This is a genomic window from Azospirillum rugosum (assembly GCF_017876155.1).
GTDB lineage: Bacteria > Pseudomonadota > Alphaproteobacteria > Azospirillales > Azospirillaceae > Azospirillum > Azospirillum rugosum.
On the sequence record NZ_JAGINP010000011.1, the window covers coordinates 162,734 to 178,215 of the forward strand.

The window sequence follows — 15,482 nt, forward strand, 5'->3', positions numbered from 1 at the left end:
GGTCACTTCCCCTCCCGCATGACCTCCTTCACCTTGGAGGCCAGCTGCTTCAGGGAGAAGGGTTTGGGCAGGAAGTGGGCGACCTCGACGCCGTCGATGTCGCCCAGGCGGTCCTCGGCGTAGCCGGAGATGAAGATCACGCGCATGTCCGCGCGCTTCTGCCGCACGTGGCGGGCCAGCGTCGGGCCGTCCATCTGCGGCATCACCACGTCGGTGATCAGCAGGTCGATGCCGGTGCCGTCCGCCCCGATCTGCTGAAGCGCCGCCTCGCCGTTCTTGGCCTCCAGCACCTGATAGCCCTTGTTGCGCAGCGCGCGGGCGGAGAAGACGCGCACCGCGTCCTCGTCCTCCACCAGCAGGATGGTGCCGGAGCCGGTCAGGTCGCTGCCGCGGCGCTCCCGCGGTTCGCCCTGGTCGGGGCGCTTGGCCTCGCCCTGGTGGCGCGGCAGCAGGATGGTGAAGGTCGTCCCCTCGCCCACCACCGACTCCACCAGCACGAAGCCGCCGGTCTGCCGCACGATGCCGTAGACGGTGGACAGCCCCAGCCCGGTGCCCGACCCGACCTCCTTGGTCGAGAAGAAGGGCTCGAAAATGCGCTGGAGGTTCTCCTTGGGGATGCCGCAGCCGGTGTCGATGACCTCGATGGAGACGTAGTCGCCGGCCGGGATCGTCTCGTGCTCCCGGCGCAGCGGTTGGTCGACCGTGTGGTTGGAGGTGACGATGGTCAGCCGCCCGCCGCCGGCCATGGCGTCGCGCGCGTTGACCACGAGGTTGATGATCACCTGCTCCAGCTGGTTCTGGTCCACCTTCACGAAGCCGATGTCGCGGCCGTGCAGCATCTTCAGCTCGATGTTCTCGCCGATCAGGCGGCGCATCAGGTTCGCCAGTTCCGCCAGCACGTCGGTGACGCTGAGGATGCGCGGCTGGAGCGTCTGCTGGCGCGAGAAGGCCAGCAGCTGCCGCACAAGGTTGGCGGCGCGGTTGGCGTTCTGCTTGATCTGCATGATGTCGCTGAAGGACTGGTCGCCCGGCTTGTGCCGCAGCAGAAGCAGGTCGCAGAAGCCGATCATCGCGGTCAGCAGGTTGTTGAAGTCGTGCGCCACGCCGCCGGCCAGCTGGCCCACCGCCTGCATCTTCTGCGACTGGGCGAACTGCGCCTCCAGCCCCTTGCGCTCCGTCATGTCGATGAAGTGGAGCATGAGGTCGGCGCCGCCGTCACCGCCCACACCGCCGGCCAGGCTGTCGAGCCGCCGCGCGTAGAGCTGGGCCACGAGGTCGCGCCCGCCGGACAGGCGCACCTCCAGCGGGGTCGCCGGGTCGGCGCCGCCCTGCACGGCCGACAGCCGCTCCGCCACCGGCGCGCGCTCCGCCGGCACGAACAGGTCGGTGATGGGCCGGCCGATGACGCTGCCGGCGTCGGTGCCGATCAGCGCCAGGAAGGCCTGGTTGCACTCCGCCAGACGCCCGCCGTCGTCGACGCGGGCGATGCCGATGGGCGCGTCCTCGAAGAAGCGCTGGAAGCGCTGTTCGGACAGGCGCAGGGCCTCCTGCCACTCGCGCTCCGGCGTCAGGTCGCGCACGACGGAGCGGGTGTGCACCGTGCGCCCGTCGTCCCCCACCACCACCGTCTGCGCGACCGAGGCCTGGAAGCGCCGCCCGTTCAGCCCGCGCATGGCGACGTCGCCGCGCTGCTCCAGCCCGCCGCCCTCCAACAGGTCGAAGGGGGCGGAGTTGGCGGGCGGGTTCGCCAGCACCTCGTGCAGTCGGCGCGCGCCCCCGACACCGCCATCGACGAGATCGCCCGGCGTGCAGCCCAGCCACTTCGCCAGGGTCGCGTTGACGAACAGGAAATGGCCGTCCTGGTCCACCGAGAAGAAGCCGATCGGCGCGTTGTCCATGAAGTCGGCGAGCTTCGTCTGCTCGCGCTGCATCACCTGCTCCAGCTCGCGCCGAGCGGTGATGTCCTCCACGCGCCAGAGGATGGCGCCGGGATGGCCGTCGATCGGCTGCGCCTGGACGCGCCGCCACTCCACCCCCTGCCCCTCCGTCGGGACTGGAAGCTCCACCGTTCCGGCCGCCCCGCCGCGCACGCGGTCGAGCAGGCGCCGGAACTCCCCCGCGCTGTCCGCGTCGGCGGCGAACTGGCGCGCCAGCGCGTGGATCGGCGATTCGTCCTCGGTCCAGCCGGTCAGGCGGCGGAAGGCGGCGTTCACGAAGACCGCGCGCCCGTTGCCGTCGCAGACGAACTGGCCGGCCGGCACGCCTTCCAGCGCGCCGCCCAGGAGGGAGCCGACGTGGGACAGCCGCTGCCGCGCGCGGCCGAGCCGCAGGACGAGCCCGGCGATGCCCAGCACCGCGAGCACCACGCCCACCCAGCCGACCGGATCCTGGTCGAGCACCAGCCCGGCGCCCATGGCGGCGAGGCCGGCAAGGATGAGAACCGCCAGCGCGGCCGTCGCAAGCACCCCGCCGGACCGTTCCGGCGTATGGCCCGCCCATTCGGCGGGGCTTTCGACGCGGGTGCCGTCGAGGAAGGAAGAGGATGCGTCGTCCACCAAAGCTCCGGGTCTGCCGTTCGCCACAGACGGGGAAAGCGCGGCCGGATCGATCCGGTGCGGTCCCCCGCCGTTTTGAAAGGCCGCCGGCCGCCGTCAGTTCCGGACCGAACGCCCTTTCAGCTTGAAAACATAGGTAATGACTTCCGCCACGGCGCGATAGTGCTCGGACGGAACCTCCTCGTCGATATCGCATGCGGCATAGAGCGCACGGGCGAGCGGGGGGTTCTCCATCACCGGAACGTCATTCTCCTTGGCGATTTCGCGGATCCGGAAGGCGACGGCGTCGGCGCCCTTGGCCACGACCATCGGCGCGGACATGGACGAGGAGTCGTATTTCAGCGCGACGGCGAAGTGGGTCGGGTTGGTGACCACCACGTCCGCGGTGGGGACCGCGGCCATCATGCGCTTGCGGGCGCGCTCCATGCGGATCTGGCGGATGCGGCCCTTGACCTGGGGGTCGCCTTCGGCGTTCTTGTGCTCGTCCTTCACCTCCTGCTTGGTCATGCGCATCTTCTTGTTGTAGCTGAAGCGCTGCCAGAAGACGTCGGCGGCGGCGAGCACGGTCAGGACCGACAGCACGCCCACGATCAGGCGGAAGGCGAGGCTGTCCATCTCGCGCAGAAGCAGCATCATGTCGATGCCGATGAAATGCTCGATGCTGCTCATCATCGGCTGGAGGGCCATGTAGGCCACGCCGCCGACCACCGCGAGCTTCGCCATGCTCTTCAGAAGCTCGACGCCCTTCTGGGCGCTGAACATGTTCATCAGGCCGGGCAGCGGGTTCAGCTTGCTGAACTTGGGCGAGACCAGGCCCCAGGAGACGTGGAAGCCCTTCTGGGCGATGGTGGCGGCGATGCCGGCGATGCCCAGTAGCAGGATGGGCAGCCACAGCGCCCACAGCGCGTCCTTCAGGACGCGGAGCAGCAGAAGCCCCACGGAGGCTTGGTCCATGGGGAACTGGTCGACGTTCTCGAAATAGTAGGACAGGCGCGGCACCATCCCCTTCAGCGTCTTCGGCAGGAACGACGTCAGCAGGACGAGCATGGTGGCGACCAGCAGCCAGTTCGCGACCTCCGGCGACATCGGCCACTGGCCTTCCTCGTGGGCCTTGTCGAGCTTCTTCTGTGTCGGGTCTTCCGTTTTGGAAGCGTCATCCGCGTCTTCGGACACCGGCGTTTCCCCGCGGTCAGGTCGGTCTCAGGAAATCGACGAAGGTCGATTCGAAGTGGGTCAGCCAGAACATCATCATCGCCGCCAGCGTCAGGGCGAACATGAACAGGCCGATCGCCACCTGGACGGAGGTGAACAGGAAGAAGACCTGGATCTGCGGCGCCAGCTTGTTCAGCAGGCCGAGCGCCAACGCGAACAGCATGCCGGTGATGAGAAAGGGCGCCGACATCTGCACGCCGAGCAGGAAGCTCTTCGACACCAGCTGCCCGACGACGTTGGCCATGTCGTCGATGGGGATGGCCCCGCCCGGCTGGAAGGTGGCGTAGCTGTCAACCACCGCCATGATCAGCAGGTGGTGAAGGTCGGTGATGAACAGCAGCAGCAGGCCCAGCCAGCCCATCAGCGCGCCCGGCAGCGAGCCCTGGGTGGCCATGGCCGGGTTGAACATCTGCGCGTTGGACAGGCCGGTCTGCAAGGCGATGATGGTGCCCGCCACCTCCAGCGCGCCCATCAGAAGCCGCGCCACGGTCCCGAGGAAGATGCCCACCGCCATCTCCCCCACCATCAGCACCAGCAGGCGGAAGACGTCCCCCGGCATCCCCGGCATGCGGTCGCGCAGCACCGGGGCGACCAGCGCGCTGACGGCCAGCGAGAAGAGGAGGCGCGTGCGGGTGGAGACGAAGGCGTCGCCGATGGTCGGCATCACGCTGAAGGCCGTTCCGACGCGCGCGAACACCAGCAGCCAGACGAACAGCTGCGCCCCCAGGAACTGTTGGAGCAGGCTCATCCGCCGCCGCTGCCGGATAGGCCGCCGCCGGGCAGGTTGCCCGCGTTGGGCACCCCGGTGCCGCCCGTGCCGATCGCGACAATGCGGTCGGCGATCTCATGCTCGAAGAAGGCGCGCAGCTCGCCCATCATGAAGGGCGCCAGCAGGATCGATAGGCCGAAGACCAGCAGCACCTTCGGCACCATGGCCAGCGTCTGCTCGTTGATCTGCGTCACCGCCTGGAAGACCGAGATGACCGTGCCCACCCCCATCATGATGACGAGGATCGGCCCCGCCACGATCACCAGCGTGACGATGGAGGTGCGGCACAGCTCGATGACATCGGTCTCGTTCATGGCGGCGCAGCGGTGTGGTTCCAAAAAGCCCTTCTCCCCCCGTGGGAGAAGGGTTGGGATGAGGGGGCGGCCGAAGGCCGGAAACGTAAGCGAAGTCGGCGTTTACCCCTCACCCCAACCCCTCTCCCACAAGGGGAGAGGGGCTTTTGGGGAGAGAAAAGGCAACGCATCAAGCCGTCAGATCGGCATGCGCAGGATTTCCTGGTAGGCGTTCAGCACCTTGTCGCGCACGGTGGTGACGGTCTGCAGCGTGATCTCGGCGTTGGTCACGGCCTGGACCACGTCGGTCAGGTCGGCCTGCCCGACGGCCGCCATGGCGGACATCTTCTCGCTGTTCTTCATGGTGCCGATGGCGTCCTTGGCCGTCTGCTCCAGCACGTCGCCGAAGCTGGCGCCGTCGCGCGGGGCGAGGCCCGGACCGTTGGTCCGTGCGGCCGTGTTGGCGTAGGCCGCCGCGGCGTTGATGGGGTTGACCATGGGACGGGCTTCCTTCCTCTAAACCAGAACCGGCGGCGTCAGCCGCGGAGAATATCAATGGTGCGCGACAGCATCTGGCGGGCGCTGTCGATGGCGCTCAGGTTCGCCTCATAGGTGCGCTGCGCCTCGCGCATGTCCATCGCCTCGATGACGGTGTTCACGTTCGGCATCAGGACGTAGCCGTCGGCGTCGGCCGAGGGGTGCGAGGGGTCGTAGCGCCGCTCGAAGTCCTTCTTGTCCACGTCGATCTTCGCCACGCGGACCGTGTCCACGCCCATCTGGCGGTCGAGCGCGTTCTGGAAAGTGACGACCTTGCGCCGGTACGGCAGGTCGCCCGGCGTTTCTGCCGTGGTGTTGGCGTTGGCCAGGTTCTCCGCGATGACCTTCAGGCGCGTCCCCTGGGCCTTCATGCCGGCCGCGGACACCGCCATCGATTTGTAGAGGTCCATGCCCCGCCTCCCTCAGCCCGAACCGTCCCGTTGCGCCGTCAGCCGCCGCCGCGGATCGCCGATTTGATCATGTTGACCTGCTTCTTGTAGAGGTTCGTGATGGTCTGGTAGTCCATGCCGGTCTGCCCGACCTTCATCATCTGCTCTTCAAGAACGACGTTGTTGCCGTCCGGCTTCGTCTCGTACGGGTTGCGGACCCGCTGCTCCTTGTTCAGGCCGCCGGGACCGCGGGTGCCCGCCAGGTGCATGGGGTTGGTCGCCGTCGTCTCCAGCCGGCGGCCGTCGGACAGCGCGTCCCGGAAGGTGAAGGGCTTCAGGTCCATGCCCTTGTAGTCCGGCGTGTCCGCGTTCGCGATGTTCTGGGACAGCACCTGCTGGCGCTGGGTCAGCCAGTCCATCTTGCGCGACATCAGCTTGAAGAGGCCGAGATTGCCGAGGTCCATGGCCCTGTTCCGGATTGCAGGCCCCGCGCGGTTGCGATGGCCCGGATGCACCAAGTCAGGGTGATCATCGGCTGTTTAAGTTAATGAAGGATGAATGCGTAGGGCCGGACTCGCCCTGGACGGGCTGGTTCAACGTGCTAATCTGCGGCCGCAGCACGCACCCCGGAAGACCCACGCCCCGGAAGACATACACCATGACCAAGCCCGCCCGCCTCGCCGCCTTCCTTGCCCTGTCCCTGGCCTGCGCCGCCGCACCGGCGCTCGCCGACGGGGGCGTGTCGGTGACCGCCCCCTGGGCGCGGGCCGCCGCGCCGTCGGCGCGCAACGGCGGCGCCTTCATGGTGGTGACCAACGGCGGGACGGAGCCCGACCGCATCGTCGCCGCCCAGACCCCGATCGCGGAGAAGGCGGAACTGCACACCCACCAGATGGACAACGGCGTCATGAAGATGCGGCCGGTGGACGCCATCGCGGTGGCGCCCGGCGAGCCGGTGACGCTCCGCCCCGGCGGGCTGCACGTCATGCTGCTCGGCCTGAAGCAGCCGCTGACCCAGGGCAGCCGTTTCCCGGTGACCCTGACCTTCGCCAAGGCCCCGCCGGTGACCGTCGAGGTGCCGGTGCTGGGCGCCGCCGCCATGGGCCCGGAGGGCGCCGCCATGACTCACGAGCCCATGCAGCATGGCGCCATGGACCACAACAGCCCGGAGCACGAGGCCATGCACCAGCAGCACATGAAGCAGATGCAGCAGCAGGGCCAGTGACCGGCCGGGGGAACGGCCCAGGGGAACGACCGAGACGGCTTCACGCTTCGTTAAGCATGTTCCTCCAGGATGCGCGCAACGACTTAGGCCATTCGGCAGGAATCCCTTGTCCGCGCCGTCCTCCAACCACCGCCCTCCCCCGCGCCGCCCCGTTGCGGTGGCGCTGAAGTATGAGCCGGGCGCGCAGTCCCTGCCGCGAATCGTCGCCACCGGGAAAGGCCATGTCGCGGACCAGATCCTGGAACTGGCCTTCGCCAACGGCGTGAAGGTGCGCGAGGACGCCGACCTCGTGCAAGTCCTGTCGGCGGTGGACATCGACAGCGAAATCCCCATCGAGGCGATCGCCGCGGTGGCCGAGATCCTCGCCTACGTCTACCGCGCCAACGGCACCCTGCCGCCGTCCACTGAATCGGACGACGGCGCGAAGGCACCGGTCGGGGCCGCGCCATGACCCCTGCCCTCCTCCACGACATTGCCGCCGTCTCCGCGGCCCTGGACGAGGCGCGCGCCCAGGCGGAGGCCGGCGCGCCCATCGATCTGGCCGGGCTCGAGTCGCGGGTATCCGAGCTGTGCGCCGCCGCCGAGGACCACCGCGGCGGCGCGCTGGCCGAGCCGCTGCGCGCGGAGTTCCAGGCGCTGGTCGCGGCGCTCGACGCGCTGGCCGGGACGCTGGCCCGCCAGCGCGAGACGATGGCCGCCGCCGCCGAGGGCCGGCCGGACCCGCACAGCGCCCGCCAACGCGCCGCCTCCGCCTATGGCCGCACCGCCGCGCCGCCCTCCCCCGCGCCCACATCCGACAAGAAGCCGTCCTGACCCATGGACCTCGATCAGTACATCCGTTTCATCGTCGCCCTGCTGTTCGTCATCGCGCTGATCATGGTGGTGGCCTGGGTGATGCGCCGCGTCGGGTTCGGCGGGCTGGTGTCCACCCCGTCGCGCCAGCGCCGGCTGGGCGTCGTCGAGGTGCTGCCGCTGGACGGCAAGCGCCGGCTGGTGCTGGTGCGCCGCGACGACCAGGAGCATCTGCTGCTGCTGAGCGCCTTCGGCGACACGGTGGTGGATGGAGGCATCAGGCCGGGAGGCGGCTTCCGCGGCGCCCTGGTCGAGGCCGCGGGACCGGCCCAGTCGACGGAGCCCCGGCCATGAGCGGGCCCAAGCGTCTCGCGCTCGCCGGCGCGCTGGCCCTGGCCGTCGGCGTCGTCGGCGCCCTGGCGGCCGGCCCGGCCCTGGCCCAGAGCATGACCTTCGACCTGGGCGACGCCGGCGGCACCGCGACCGGCCGCATCGTCCAGATGATCGCGCTGATCACGGTGCTGTCGCTGGCGCCGTCGATCCTGATCATGATGACCGCCTTCACGCGCATCGTCATCGTGCTGTCCTTCCTGCGCTCCGCGCTGGGTGTGCAGCAGGTGCCGCCGAACACGGTGATGATGTCGCTGGCGATGTTCCTGACCTTCTTCGTCATGGCCCCGGTGTTCGAGCGCTGCTACACCCAGGGCATCCAGCCGCTGATCAACCAGGACATCGACGAGATGGAGGCGTTCCGCCGGACCGCCGCCCCCTTGCGCGAGTTCATGCTGAAGCACACCGGCGAGAAGGACCTGCGCCTGTTCATGGACATGGCGCGGATCGAGAACGTCCAGGAGGAGAGCCAGACGCCGCTGCAGGTGCTGGTGCCGGCCTTCATGATCTCGGAGATCAAGCGCGCCTTCGAGATCGGGTTCCTGCTGTTCCTGCCCTTCCTGATCATCGACATGGTCGTGTCGTCGATCCTGATGTCCATGGGCATGATGATGCTGCCGCCGACCATGGTGGCGATTCCCTTCAAGATCATCTTCTTCGTGCTGGTCGACGGCTGGTACCTGATCGCGGGGTCGCTGGCGCGCAGCTTCGGCACCCTGTAGCCCGCATACAGGGGGAAGCGCACATCGTCGCAGGTGAAACGGCCCCGGGACGGGCGGCGCAGCTTGCGCTAGAATTGGCCCCCGGAAGCGCGTATGACGGTTCGGCCGGTCGCACGCCGCCGCCCGGCATCACGCGCTTTGCTTGAGGCTTCTTCGTCCAGAATCGGACCCCCAACGGACCTCGCCCCCTTCCTCCCATGTCAGAAACACCCCTGAAAGCCGCCGCTCCCGACACGGGCAAGCTGGCCGCGCTCACGCTCGGCGCCTTGGGCGTCGTCTATGGCGACATCGGCACCAGCCCGCTGTACACGCTGCGCGAATGCTTCTCGCCCGACCACGGGCTGGCGCTCACCCCGGAGAACATCATGGGCATCATGTCCCTGGTGTTCTGGGCGCTGGTGATCATCGTGACCGTGAAGTACGTGCTGTTCGTCATGCGGGCGGACAACAAGGGCGAAGGCGGCATCCTGGCGCTGCTGGCGCTGGCCACCAGCAGCCGCCCGGACGCCAGCGGACGCCTGTCCGGCCTGATGGCCATGGGCCTGTTCGGCGCTGCCCTGTTCTACGGCGACGGCATGATCACGCCGGCTGTGTCCGTGCTGGGCGCCGTGGAGGGGCTGGAGGTCGCGGAGCCGGCGCTGGAATCCATCGTGGTGCCGGTGACCGTCTGCATCCTGATCGCCCTGTTCGCGATCCAGAGCCGCGGCACCGACAAGGTCGGCAAGCTGTTCGGCCCGATCATGGTCGTGTGGTTCGTCACGCTGGGCATCCTGGGCCTGATCGAGCTGGTCCAGCAACCGCGGGTGCTGATGGCGCTCAACCCGGCCTACGGGGTGGCCTTCTTCCAGAACAACGGCTGGGTCGGCTTCCTGGTGCTGGGCGCGGTCGTGCTGGCGGTGACCGGTGGCGAGGCCCTGTACGCCGACATGGGCCATTTCGGCCGCCACCCGATCAAGGTCGCGTGGCTGACGGTCGTGCTGCCGTCGCTGCTGCTGAACTACCTCGGCCAATGCGCGCTGCTGCTGAGCGATCCGGAGGCCGTGCGCAGCCCGTTCTATCTGCTGGTGCCGGAGTGGGGCCTGTACCCCATGATCCTGCTGTCCACCTGCGCCGCCGTCATCGCCAGCCAGGCGGTGATCTCCGGCGTGTTCTCGCTGACGCGGCAGGCGGTGCAGCTGGGGCTCTGCCCACGGCTGGACATCCGCCACACCTCCAGCGAGGAAGGCGGCCAGATCTACATTCCGCGCGCCAACTGGGGCCTGCTGATCGCGATCATCGGCCTGGTGGTGTGGTTCGGCTCCTCCAGCCGGCTGGCCACCGCCTACGGCATCGCCGTGACCGGCGACATGTGCATCACCACCGTCCTGGCCCTCGTCGTGGCCCATCGCCGTTGGGGCTGGAGCGTTCCGGTCTGCATCACGCTGGGGGCGCTGTTCCTGAGCGTGGAGCTGTCGCTGTTCGCCGCCAACGCGGTGAAGATCCCGCACGGAGGCTGGGTGCCCCTGGCCATCGCCGCCGCCGCCCTGGGATTGATGTCGACATGGCGCCGCGGCCGCGCCGTGCTGGCGCACCGGCTGGCCGAGGAATCGCTGCCGCTGGACAGCTTCATCAAGCGCCACGCGAAGTCGGGCGAGATTCAGCGGGTGAAGGGCACCGCGGTCTTCATGACGTCGGGCGCCGACACCGTGCCGATGGCCCTGCTGCACAACCTGAAGCACAACCAGGTGATGCACGAGCGGATCGTCTTCCTGACCGTGGTGGTGGAGGACGTGCCGCGCGTGCCCGCCAAGGACCGCGTGCTGCTGGAAGGCTTGGCCGAGGGCTTCTACCGCCTGACCGTGCGCTACGGCTTCTCGCAGGAGCCGAACATCCCCAAGGCGCTGCGGCTGTGCAAGGCCTTCGGGCTGGAGTTCGACGTGATGACGACCTCCTTCTTCCTGGGCCGCGAGACGCTGATCCCGCGCATCAACCCGCACATGGCGCTGTGGCGCGAGAAGCTGTTCGTCGTGATGTCCCGCACCGCGGTCAGCGCCACGGACTTCTTCAAGATCCCGCCCAACCGCGTGGTGGAACTGGGCACCCAGGTGCAGCTGTAGGTCTGGAGCCGTAGGTTGGGTGGAGCGTCAGCGCAACCCAACACAGCTTCCATGGTGGTGGCTGTTGGGTTGCGCTGCGCTCCACCCAACCTACGGACCTGATGGCGGACTCACGCTCCCGGCGGTCTGATGCGCCAGATGGCGGCGGGGTTCTGCTGCGGGTCGAGCCAGACGTGCTGGAACTTGCCGATCCAGGTGAAGCGGTGGCCGCTGAACAGGTCCTCCACCTGGACGTGGGCGCCGTCGGGCAGGCCCAGTTCCCACAGGGGGATCTCGATGGTGCCGCCGTGGCCGTTGTGCGGGTCGAGGTTGACGGCGATCAGGATCACGTTGTCCTTCGCCTCGGTCATCTTGCCGTAGAGCAGGATGTTGTCGTCGAAGGCGTTGTAGAAGCGCAGGTTGGTGAACTGGTGCAGCGCGGGGTTCTCCCGCCGGATCTCGTTCAGCTTCTTGACGTAGCCGACGATGTTGCCGGGCTTGTTCCAGTCCCAGTGCCGGATCTCGTATTTTTCGGAGTGGTTGTACTCCTCCTTGCCCGGGTAGGGATCGGCCTCGCAGACGAAATACGGGGCGTAGAGGCCGTAGACTCCGGACAGGGTGGAGGCCAGCACCGCGCGCATCATGTGCGCGGGCCGCCCGCCATGCACCAGGATCGGCGGCAGGATGTCCGGCGTGTTGGCGAAGAAGTTGGGCTGCATGTAGTCCTTGGACTCGCCCTGGGTCAGCTCCGTCAAATACTCGGTCAGCTCCGGCTTGGTGTTGCGCCAGGTGAAGTAGCTGTAGGACTGGGTGAAGCCCAGCTTGGCCAGCCGCTTCATCAGCTTCGGCCGGGTGAAGGCCTCCGCCAGGAAGAGCGCGTCGGGGTAGCGGTCCTGCACCTCGCGGATCATCCATTCCCAGAAGGGGAAGGGCTTGGTGTGCGGGTTGTCGACGCGGAAGATGCGCACCCCCTCCTCGCACCAGAACAGCACCACGTCGCGCAGCGCGTACCAAAGGTCCGGGTAGGATTCGCGGTAGAAGCTGACGTTGACGATGTCCTGGTACTTCTTCGGCGGGTTCTCGGCGTAGCGGATCGTGCCGTCCGGGCGCCAGTAGAACCACTGCGGGTGCTGCTTGATCCAGGGATGATCGGGGGAGCACTGGACCGCGAAGTCCAGCGCGATCTCGATGCCGTGCCGCCGGGCTTCCTTCACGAGGCGGCGGAAGCCCTCGTGGTCGCCGATCATCGGGTCGATCTCGGTGTGGCCGCCCTCGGTCGCGCCGATGGCGTAGGGCACGCCGGGATCGTTCGGGCCGGGATTCAGCGTGTTGTTGCGCCCCTTGCGGAAGCTGCGGCCTATCGGGTGGATCGGCGGGAAGTACAGCACGTCGAAGCCCATGTCCCGGATGAAGGGCAGCATGTTGGCGACGTCGTCGAAGGTGCCCGGCCGCGACGGGTCGGGCGAGGCGGAGCGCGGAAAGATCTCGAACCACGCGGAGTAGCGCGCGGCCGTGCGGTCCACATAGACCTCCAGGTCGCAGCCGTAGCGCGACAGGTACTGCCGCTCCCCATACCGCGCCATGGCCTTGCGCGGCTCGTCCGACAGGGCGTAGGCGATCAGCTCCGGCCCCTGGAGCGTGTTCATGCGCTCCACCACCCGCTCCAGCGCGGCCCGGCCTTCGCCCTCGTTCAAGCCGACGGCGTGCTCGACGAAGCGGCGGCCCTCGATCAGCTCCAGGCTGACGTCCATCCCGACGTCGTGCTTCTTCTTGAAGTCGGCGCGCCAGCTCTCCCACACGTCGCGCCAGGCAAGGATGCTGTACTGGTAGCGGGTGTTGCGGGTCAGCGGCACCTTGCCGACCCAGCGGTCGTTGTCGAAGAGGGTCATGGGCACCTCGCGCCACGCCTCCTCGTCCACCGGCCGGTAGATCACGCGGGCGGCCAGCACGAAGGTGCCGTCGGTGTAGATGTCGGCCCACACCTCCAGCGTGTCGCCGACCACGCGCTTGACCGCGAAGCGCCCGCCCTCGATCTCCGGATAGACGTTCTCGATGGTGACGCGCCGCGCCGCCAGCTCGTCCATCCAGGCGCGCGAGTCCTTGTCGTGCTGCGGCCCCTGCTCGCCCAGATGCTGTAATTCGATGGGCCGGCGCTGCGCCGGGCGGGCGCGGAAGACGCGCATCTCCAGCGGACGCAGGCGCAGGTCGCGGCCGGGCTCGAAGGGCACGGGCTCGGCGTCGGGGGTCACATCCTCGAAGTCCGCGAAGCCGCCGCCGGTCTGCGCCAGCACCGGGCCGGGGTCGATGGGGTGCGCCTGCGACTCGTCGGGGTTGATGAGCATGACCGAGCAGCTCTCGCCATCCCCGTTCGCCCAGCCCTGCGTGCTGCGGACCAGCCCGATCACCGGGTTGTGCGGTGCGGTGACGCGGCGCTGCGGCCCTTCGACGTTGAGCGCCGGGGTCTCCGCCTTCATGGCGTTGACCTTGCCGATGAAGCCGGTCAGGTCGAGCTTCGGCTCTTCCCAGTCCTCCGGCGTGGTGTGGACCACGTCCAGCTTGCGGGTGAAGCCGTACTCGAAGCCCACCGGCATCATCACGCCGGTGGAGAAGGACGCGGCGAACAGGTAGTGCATCTTCAGCTGGGCGGCCAGCCGCTCCGTGTCCTGGCTGCCGACTTCCGCCGCCAGCCGGTCGGTGTCGTGGCTTTCCGGGAAGGCGATGGAGGGCGCGATCCAGCGGAACTCCTCATACTGGTCGAGCAGCCAGTCCGACTTGAAGTCCCACCACTTGGCGCTGTTGAACAGGAAGTCGAAGCCGGCGCCGCAGAGGTCGCGCACCTGCTCCACCGTGCAGCCCAGCGTCTCCGCGAAGAATTTCACCTCCGGGTCGACGGCGTGGGACGCGTCGATCAGCGCCTTCCAGACATCGGCCGGGATCTGGTAGGCGGCGTCGCAGCGGAAGCCCTTCACGCCCAGGCCGATGTAGTGGCGCAGGTAGTGCGTCCAATACTCGATCATCCCGGCCCGCGCCTCCGCCTTGTCGTAGTCGAGCATGGCGAGGTCGCCCCACACCGTGACCAGCGACGGATCGACCGGGTCCACGGCGCGCGGGCTGTACAGCTCCCCATTGCCGTCGCGCCGGTACCAGTCCGGATGCTCGCCGACCAGCAGCGCGTCCTTGGCCGTGTGGTTGATGACGAGGTCGAGCATCACCGACTGGCCGTGCCGCCGCGCCTCGGCGATAAAGCCGCGCAGCAACTCGTCCGGATGCTCCGGCGCACTCCCTTGGAGCCGATCATGCAGCCGGTAATAATCCTTCACGGCGTACAGGCTGCCGGAGAAACCCGGATAATGGATCGGGTTCAGGAACAGCCAGTCGAATCCCATGCCCTGGATGCGCGGCAGGTGTCCCGCCCAGTCGCGTACCGGGCCGATCAGGGTGGGAAACAGGTTGTAGATGCGCGGTCCAGCGGTGGCCATCCGGGGTTCCTCGTGGTCGGCTGTGGCACGCCCGCCCGGCTCGGCCGTTGACAAGCCGAAAGCCCCCATATGGGATTGCTCAACGGCGGCAACGGAAGCCCGGCGGTGCGCACGCGCTCAACCCCGGCGAGGCGCGAAGGTTCCGCCATCGATTACGCTATGGCCGCAGCGGAAGGGACAGGAATGGGAAACGGGAACGGCAAGATCCGCCTCGACAAGCTGGACATCAAGGCGGCCACCATCGCCAGCAAGGAGGAGTACGAGAAGCGCCTCGACAAGCTGCAAAAGGAACTGCTGCACATCCAGCAGACCTATTGGCACGAGAAACGCCGCGCCATCCTGGTGTTCGAAGGCTGGGACGCCGCCGGCAAGGGCGGCTGCATCCGCCGCCTGACCGAGCCGCTCGACCCCCGCGGCTTCCACGTCTGGCCGATCGGCTCCCCCTCGGCGGAGGAGCAGGGCAAGCATTACCTCTACCGCTTCTGGACCAAGCTGCCGGCGCCGGGCACCTTCGCCGTCTTCGACCGGTCCTGGTACGGCCGCGTGCTGGTGGAGCGGGTGGAGGGCTTCGCCAACAAGGACGACTGGAAGCGCGCCTACGACGAAATCGTCCAATTCGAGCGGATGCTGACCGACGACGGCGCCCGCATCATCAAGATCTTCATGCACATCACCCAGGACGAGCAGCTCGACCGCTTCCGGGAACGGCTGACCAACCCCTACAAGCGCTGGAAGCTGACGGAGGAGGATCTGCGCAACCGCGCCAAGTGGGACGACTACACCAAGGCCATCGAGGCGATGTTCGAGAAGACCTCGACCGACAACGCGCCCTGGCACGCCGTTCCCGCCAACTCCAAATGGTACGCCCGCGTGAAGGTGCTGGAGATCGTGACGGAGGCCCTGCGCAAGGGCGTCAACGTCGCCCCGCCGCCCATCGACCTGTCCGTCGCCAAGATCGCCGCCGAGGTGCTGGGCATCCATCTCAGCTTCGGCGTGGACGGGAAAGACCAGTAATATGTCGGGTTGCGCTTCGCTCCACCCGAC

General features: G+C 68.1%; 15 protein-coding genes. 7 read left to right on the plus strand and 8 right to left on the minus strand.

Annotation, left to right across the window (positions count from 1 at the left end):
* Positions 1–2 precede the first annotated feature (2 nt).
* The 7 genes from J2851_RS16535 to flgB all read right to left on the minus strand — a co-directional run bounded on the left by J2851_RS16535 (position 3) and on the right by flgB (position 6,219).
* The gene (locus J2851_RS16535; protein ID WP_307420449.1) at positions 3–2,555 is read right to left on the minus strand and encodes a PAS domain S-box protein; all 2,553 of its coding nucleotides are present in this window, start codon (positions 2,553–2,555) and stop codon (positions 3–5) included.
* Between the two features lie 96 nt (positions 2,556–2,651).
* Complete coding sequence (gene flhB, locus J2851_RS16540; protein ID WP_209767481.1) at positions 2,652–3,728, minus strand: flagellar biosynthesis protein FlhB; 1,077 nt, start codon at positions 3,726–3,728, stop codon at positions 2,652–2,654.
* 16 nt (positions 3,729–3,744) lie between these two features.
* Positions 3,745–4,515 (minus strand): flagellar biosynthetic protein FliR, encoded by a 771-nt coding sequence (gene fliR / locus J2851_RS16545; protein WP_209767482.1) that lies wholly within the window; start codon positions 4,513–4,515, stop codon positions 3,745–3,747.
* Entirely contained in the window at positions 4,512–4,850 is a 339-nt protein-coding gene (locus J2851_RS16550) for a flagellar biosynthetic protein FliQ (protein WP_209767483.1), read from the minus strand. The genes fliR and J2851_RS16550 overlap by 4 nt, the downstream gene beginning before the upstream one ends.
* A 177-nt stretch (positions 4,851–5,027) precedes the next feature.
* A complete protein-coding gene (gene fliE / locus J2851_RS16555) occupies positions 5,028–5,327 on the minus strand; it encodes a flagellar hook-basal body complex protein FliE (protein ID WP_209767484.1) in 300 nt (99 codons plus the stop codon).
* Positions 5,328–5,365: 38 nt separating this feature from the next.
* A complete protein-coding gene (gene flgC / locus J2851_RS16560) occupies positions 5,366–5,776 on the minus strand; it encodes a flagellar basal body rod protein FlgC (protein WP_209767485.1) in 411 nt (136 codons plus the stop codon).
* 38 nt (positions 5,777–5,814) lie between these two features.
* Complete coding sequence (gene flgB / locus J2851_RS16565) at positions 5,815–6,219, minus strand: flagellar basal body rod protein FlgB (RefSeq protein WP_209767486.1); 405 nt, start codon at positions 6,217–6,219, stop codon at positions 5,815–5,817.
* A gap of 194 nt (positions 6,220–6,413) precedes the next feature.
* Here flgB and J2851_RS16570 point away from each other — a divergent pair, with 194 nt between their 5' ends.
* The 6 genes from J2851_RS16570 (at position 6,414) to J2851_RS16595 (ending at position 10,980) form a co-directional block, all read left to right on the plus strand.
* Positions 6,414–6,980, plus strand: a complete 567-nt coding sequence (locus J2851_RS16570; protein WP_209767487.1) for a copper chaperone PCu(A)C — start codon at positions 6,414–6,416, stop codon at positions 6,978–6,980.
* A gap of 106 nt (positions 6,981–7,086) precedes the next feature.
* Complete coding sequence (locus J2851_RS16575) at positions 7,087–7,431, plus strand: EscU/YscU/HrcU family type III secretion system export apparatus switch protein (RefSeq protein WP_209767488.1); 345 nt, start codon at positions 7,087–7,089, stop codon at positions 7,429–7,431.
* Positions 7,428–7,793 (plus strand): hypothetical protein, encoded by a 366-nt coding sequence (locus tag J2851_RS16580; protein ID WP_209767489.1) that lies wholly within the window; start codon positions 7,428–7,430, stop codon positions 7,791–7,793. Before J2851_RS16575 ends, J2851_RS16580 begins: the two co-directional genes overlap by 4 nt.
* A gap of 3 nt (positions 7,794–7,796) precedes the next feature.
* The gene (locus J2851_RS16585; RefSeq protein WP_209767490.1) at positions 7,797–8,126 is read left to right on the plus strand and encodes a FliO/MopB family protein; all 330 of its coding nucleotides are present in this window, start codon (positions 7,797–7,799) and stop codon (positions 8,124–8,126) included.
* Positions 8,123–8,884 (plus strand): flagellar type III secretion system pore protein FliP, encoded by a 762-nt coding sequence (gene fliP / locus J2851_RS16590; protein WP_209767491.1) that lies wholly within the window; start codon positions 8,123–8,125, stop codon positions 8,882–8,884. Before J2851_RS16585 ends, fliP begins: the two co-directional genes overlap by 4 nt.
* A 197-nt stretch (positions 8,885–9,081) precedes the next feature.
* On the plus strand, positions 9,082–10,980 hold the full coding sequence (locus J2851_RS16595) for a potassium transporter Kup (protein WP_209767492.1): 1,899 nt from the start codon (positions 9,082–9,084) through the stop codon (positions 10,978–10,980).
* A gap of 110 nt (positions 10,981–11,090) precedes the next feature.
* Here the strand turns inward: J2851_RS16595 and J2851_RS16600 are convergent, their stop codons facing one another.
* The gene (locus J2851_RS16600) at positions 11,091–14,438 is read right to left on the minus strand and encodes a maltotransferase domain-containing protein (protein WP_209767493.1); all 3,348 of its coding nucleotides are present in this window, start codon (positions 14,436–14,438) and stop codon (positions 11,091–11,093) included.
* A gap of 183 nt (positions 14,439–14,621) precedes the next feature.
* Here J2851_RS16600 and J2851_RS16605 point away from each other — a divergent pair, with 183 nt between their 5' ends.
* Complete coding sequence (locus tag J2851_RS16605; RefSeq protein ID WP_209767494.1) at positions 14,622–15,452, plus strand: polyphosphate kinase 2 family protein; 831 nt, start codon at positions 14,622–14,624, stop codon at positions 15,450–15,452.
* Positions 15,453–15,482 lie beyond the last annotated feature (30 nt).

Coding starts and splice junctions, on each gene's coding strand:
- fliP (WP_209767491.1), top strand. CDS start 8,123: ATGAGCGGGCCCAAGCGTCTCGCGCTCGCCGGCGCGCTGGCCCTGGCC.
- fliR (WP_209767482.1), bottom strand. CDS start 4,515: ATGAGCCTGCTCCAACAGTTCCTGGGGGCGCAGCTGTTCGTCTGGCTG.
- J2851_RS16580 (WP_209767489.1), top strand. CDS start 7,428: ATGACCCCTGCCCTCCTCCACGACATTGCCGCCGTCTCCGCGGCCCTG.
- J2851_RS16605 (WP_209767494.1), top strand. CDS start 14,622: ATGGGAAACGGGAACGGCAAGATCCGCCTCGACAAGCTGGACATCAAG.
- flgC (WP_209767485.1), bottom strand. CDS start 5,776: ATGGACCTCTACAAATCGATGGCGGTGTCCGCGGCCGGCATGAAGGCC.
- flgB (WP_209767486.1), bottom strand. CDS start 6,219: ATGGACCTCGGCAATCTCGGCCTCTTCAAGCTGATGTCGCGCAAGATG.
- J2851_RS16600 (WP_209767493.1), bottom strand. CDS start 14,438: ATGGCCACCGCTGGACCGCGCATCTACAACCTGTTTCCCACCCTGATC.
- J2851_RS16570 (WP_209767487.1), top strand. CDS start 6,414: ATGACCAAGCCCGCCCGCCTCGCCGCCTTCCTTGCCCTGTCCCTGGCC.
- fliE (WP_209767484.1), bottom strand. CDS start 5,327: ATGGTCAACCCCATCAACGCCGCGGCGGCCTACGCCAACACGGCCGCA.
- J2851_RS16585 (WP_209767490.1), top strand. CDS start 7,797: ATGGACCTCGATCAGTACATCCGTTTCATCGTCGCCCTGCTGTTCGTC.
- J2851_RS16595 (WP_209767492.1), top strand. CDS start 9,082: ATGTCAGAAACACCCCTGAAAGCCGCCGCTCCCGACACGGGCAAGCTG.
- J2851_RS16550 (WP_209767483.1), bottom strand. CDS start 4,850: ATGAACGAGACCGATGTCATCGAGCTGTGCCGCACCTCCATCGTCACG.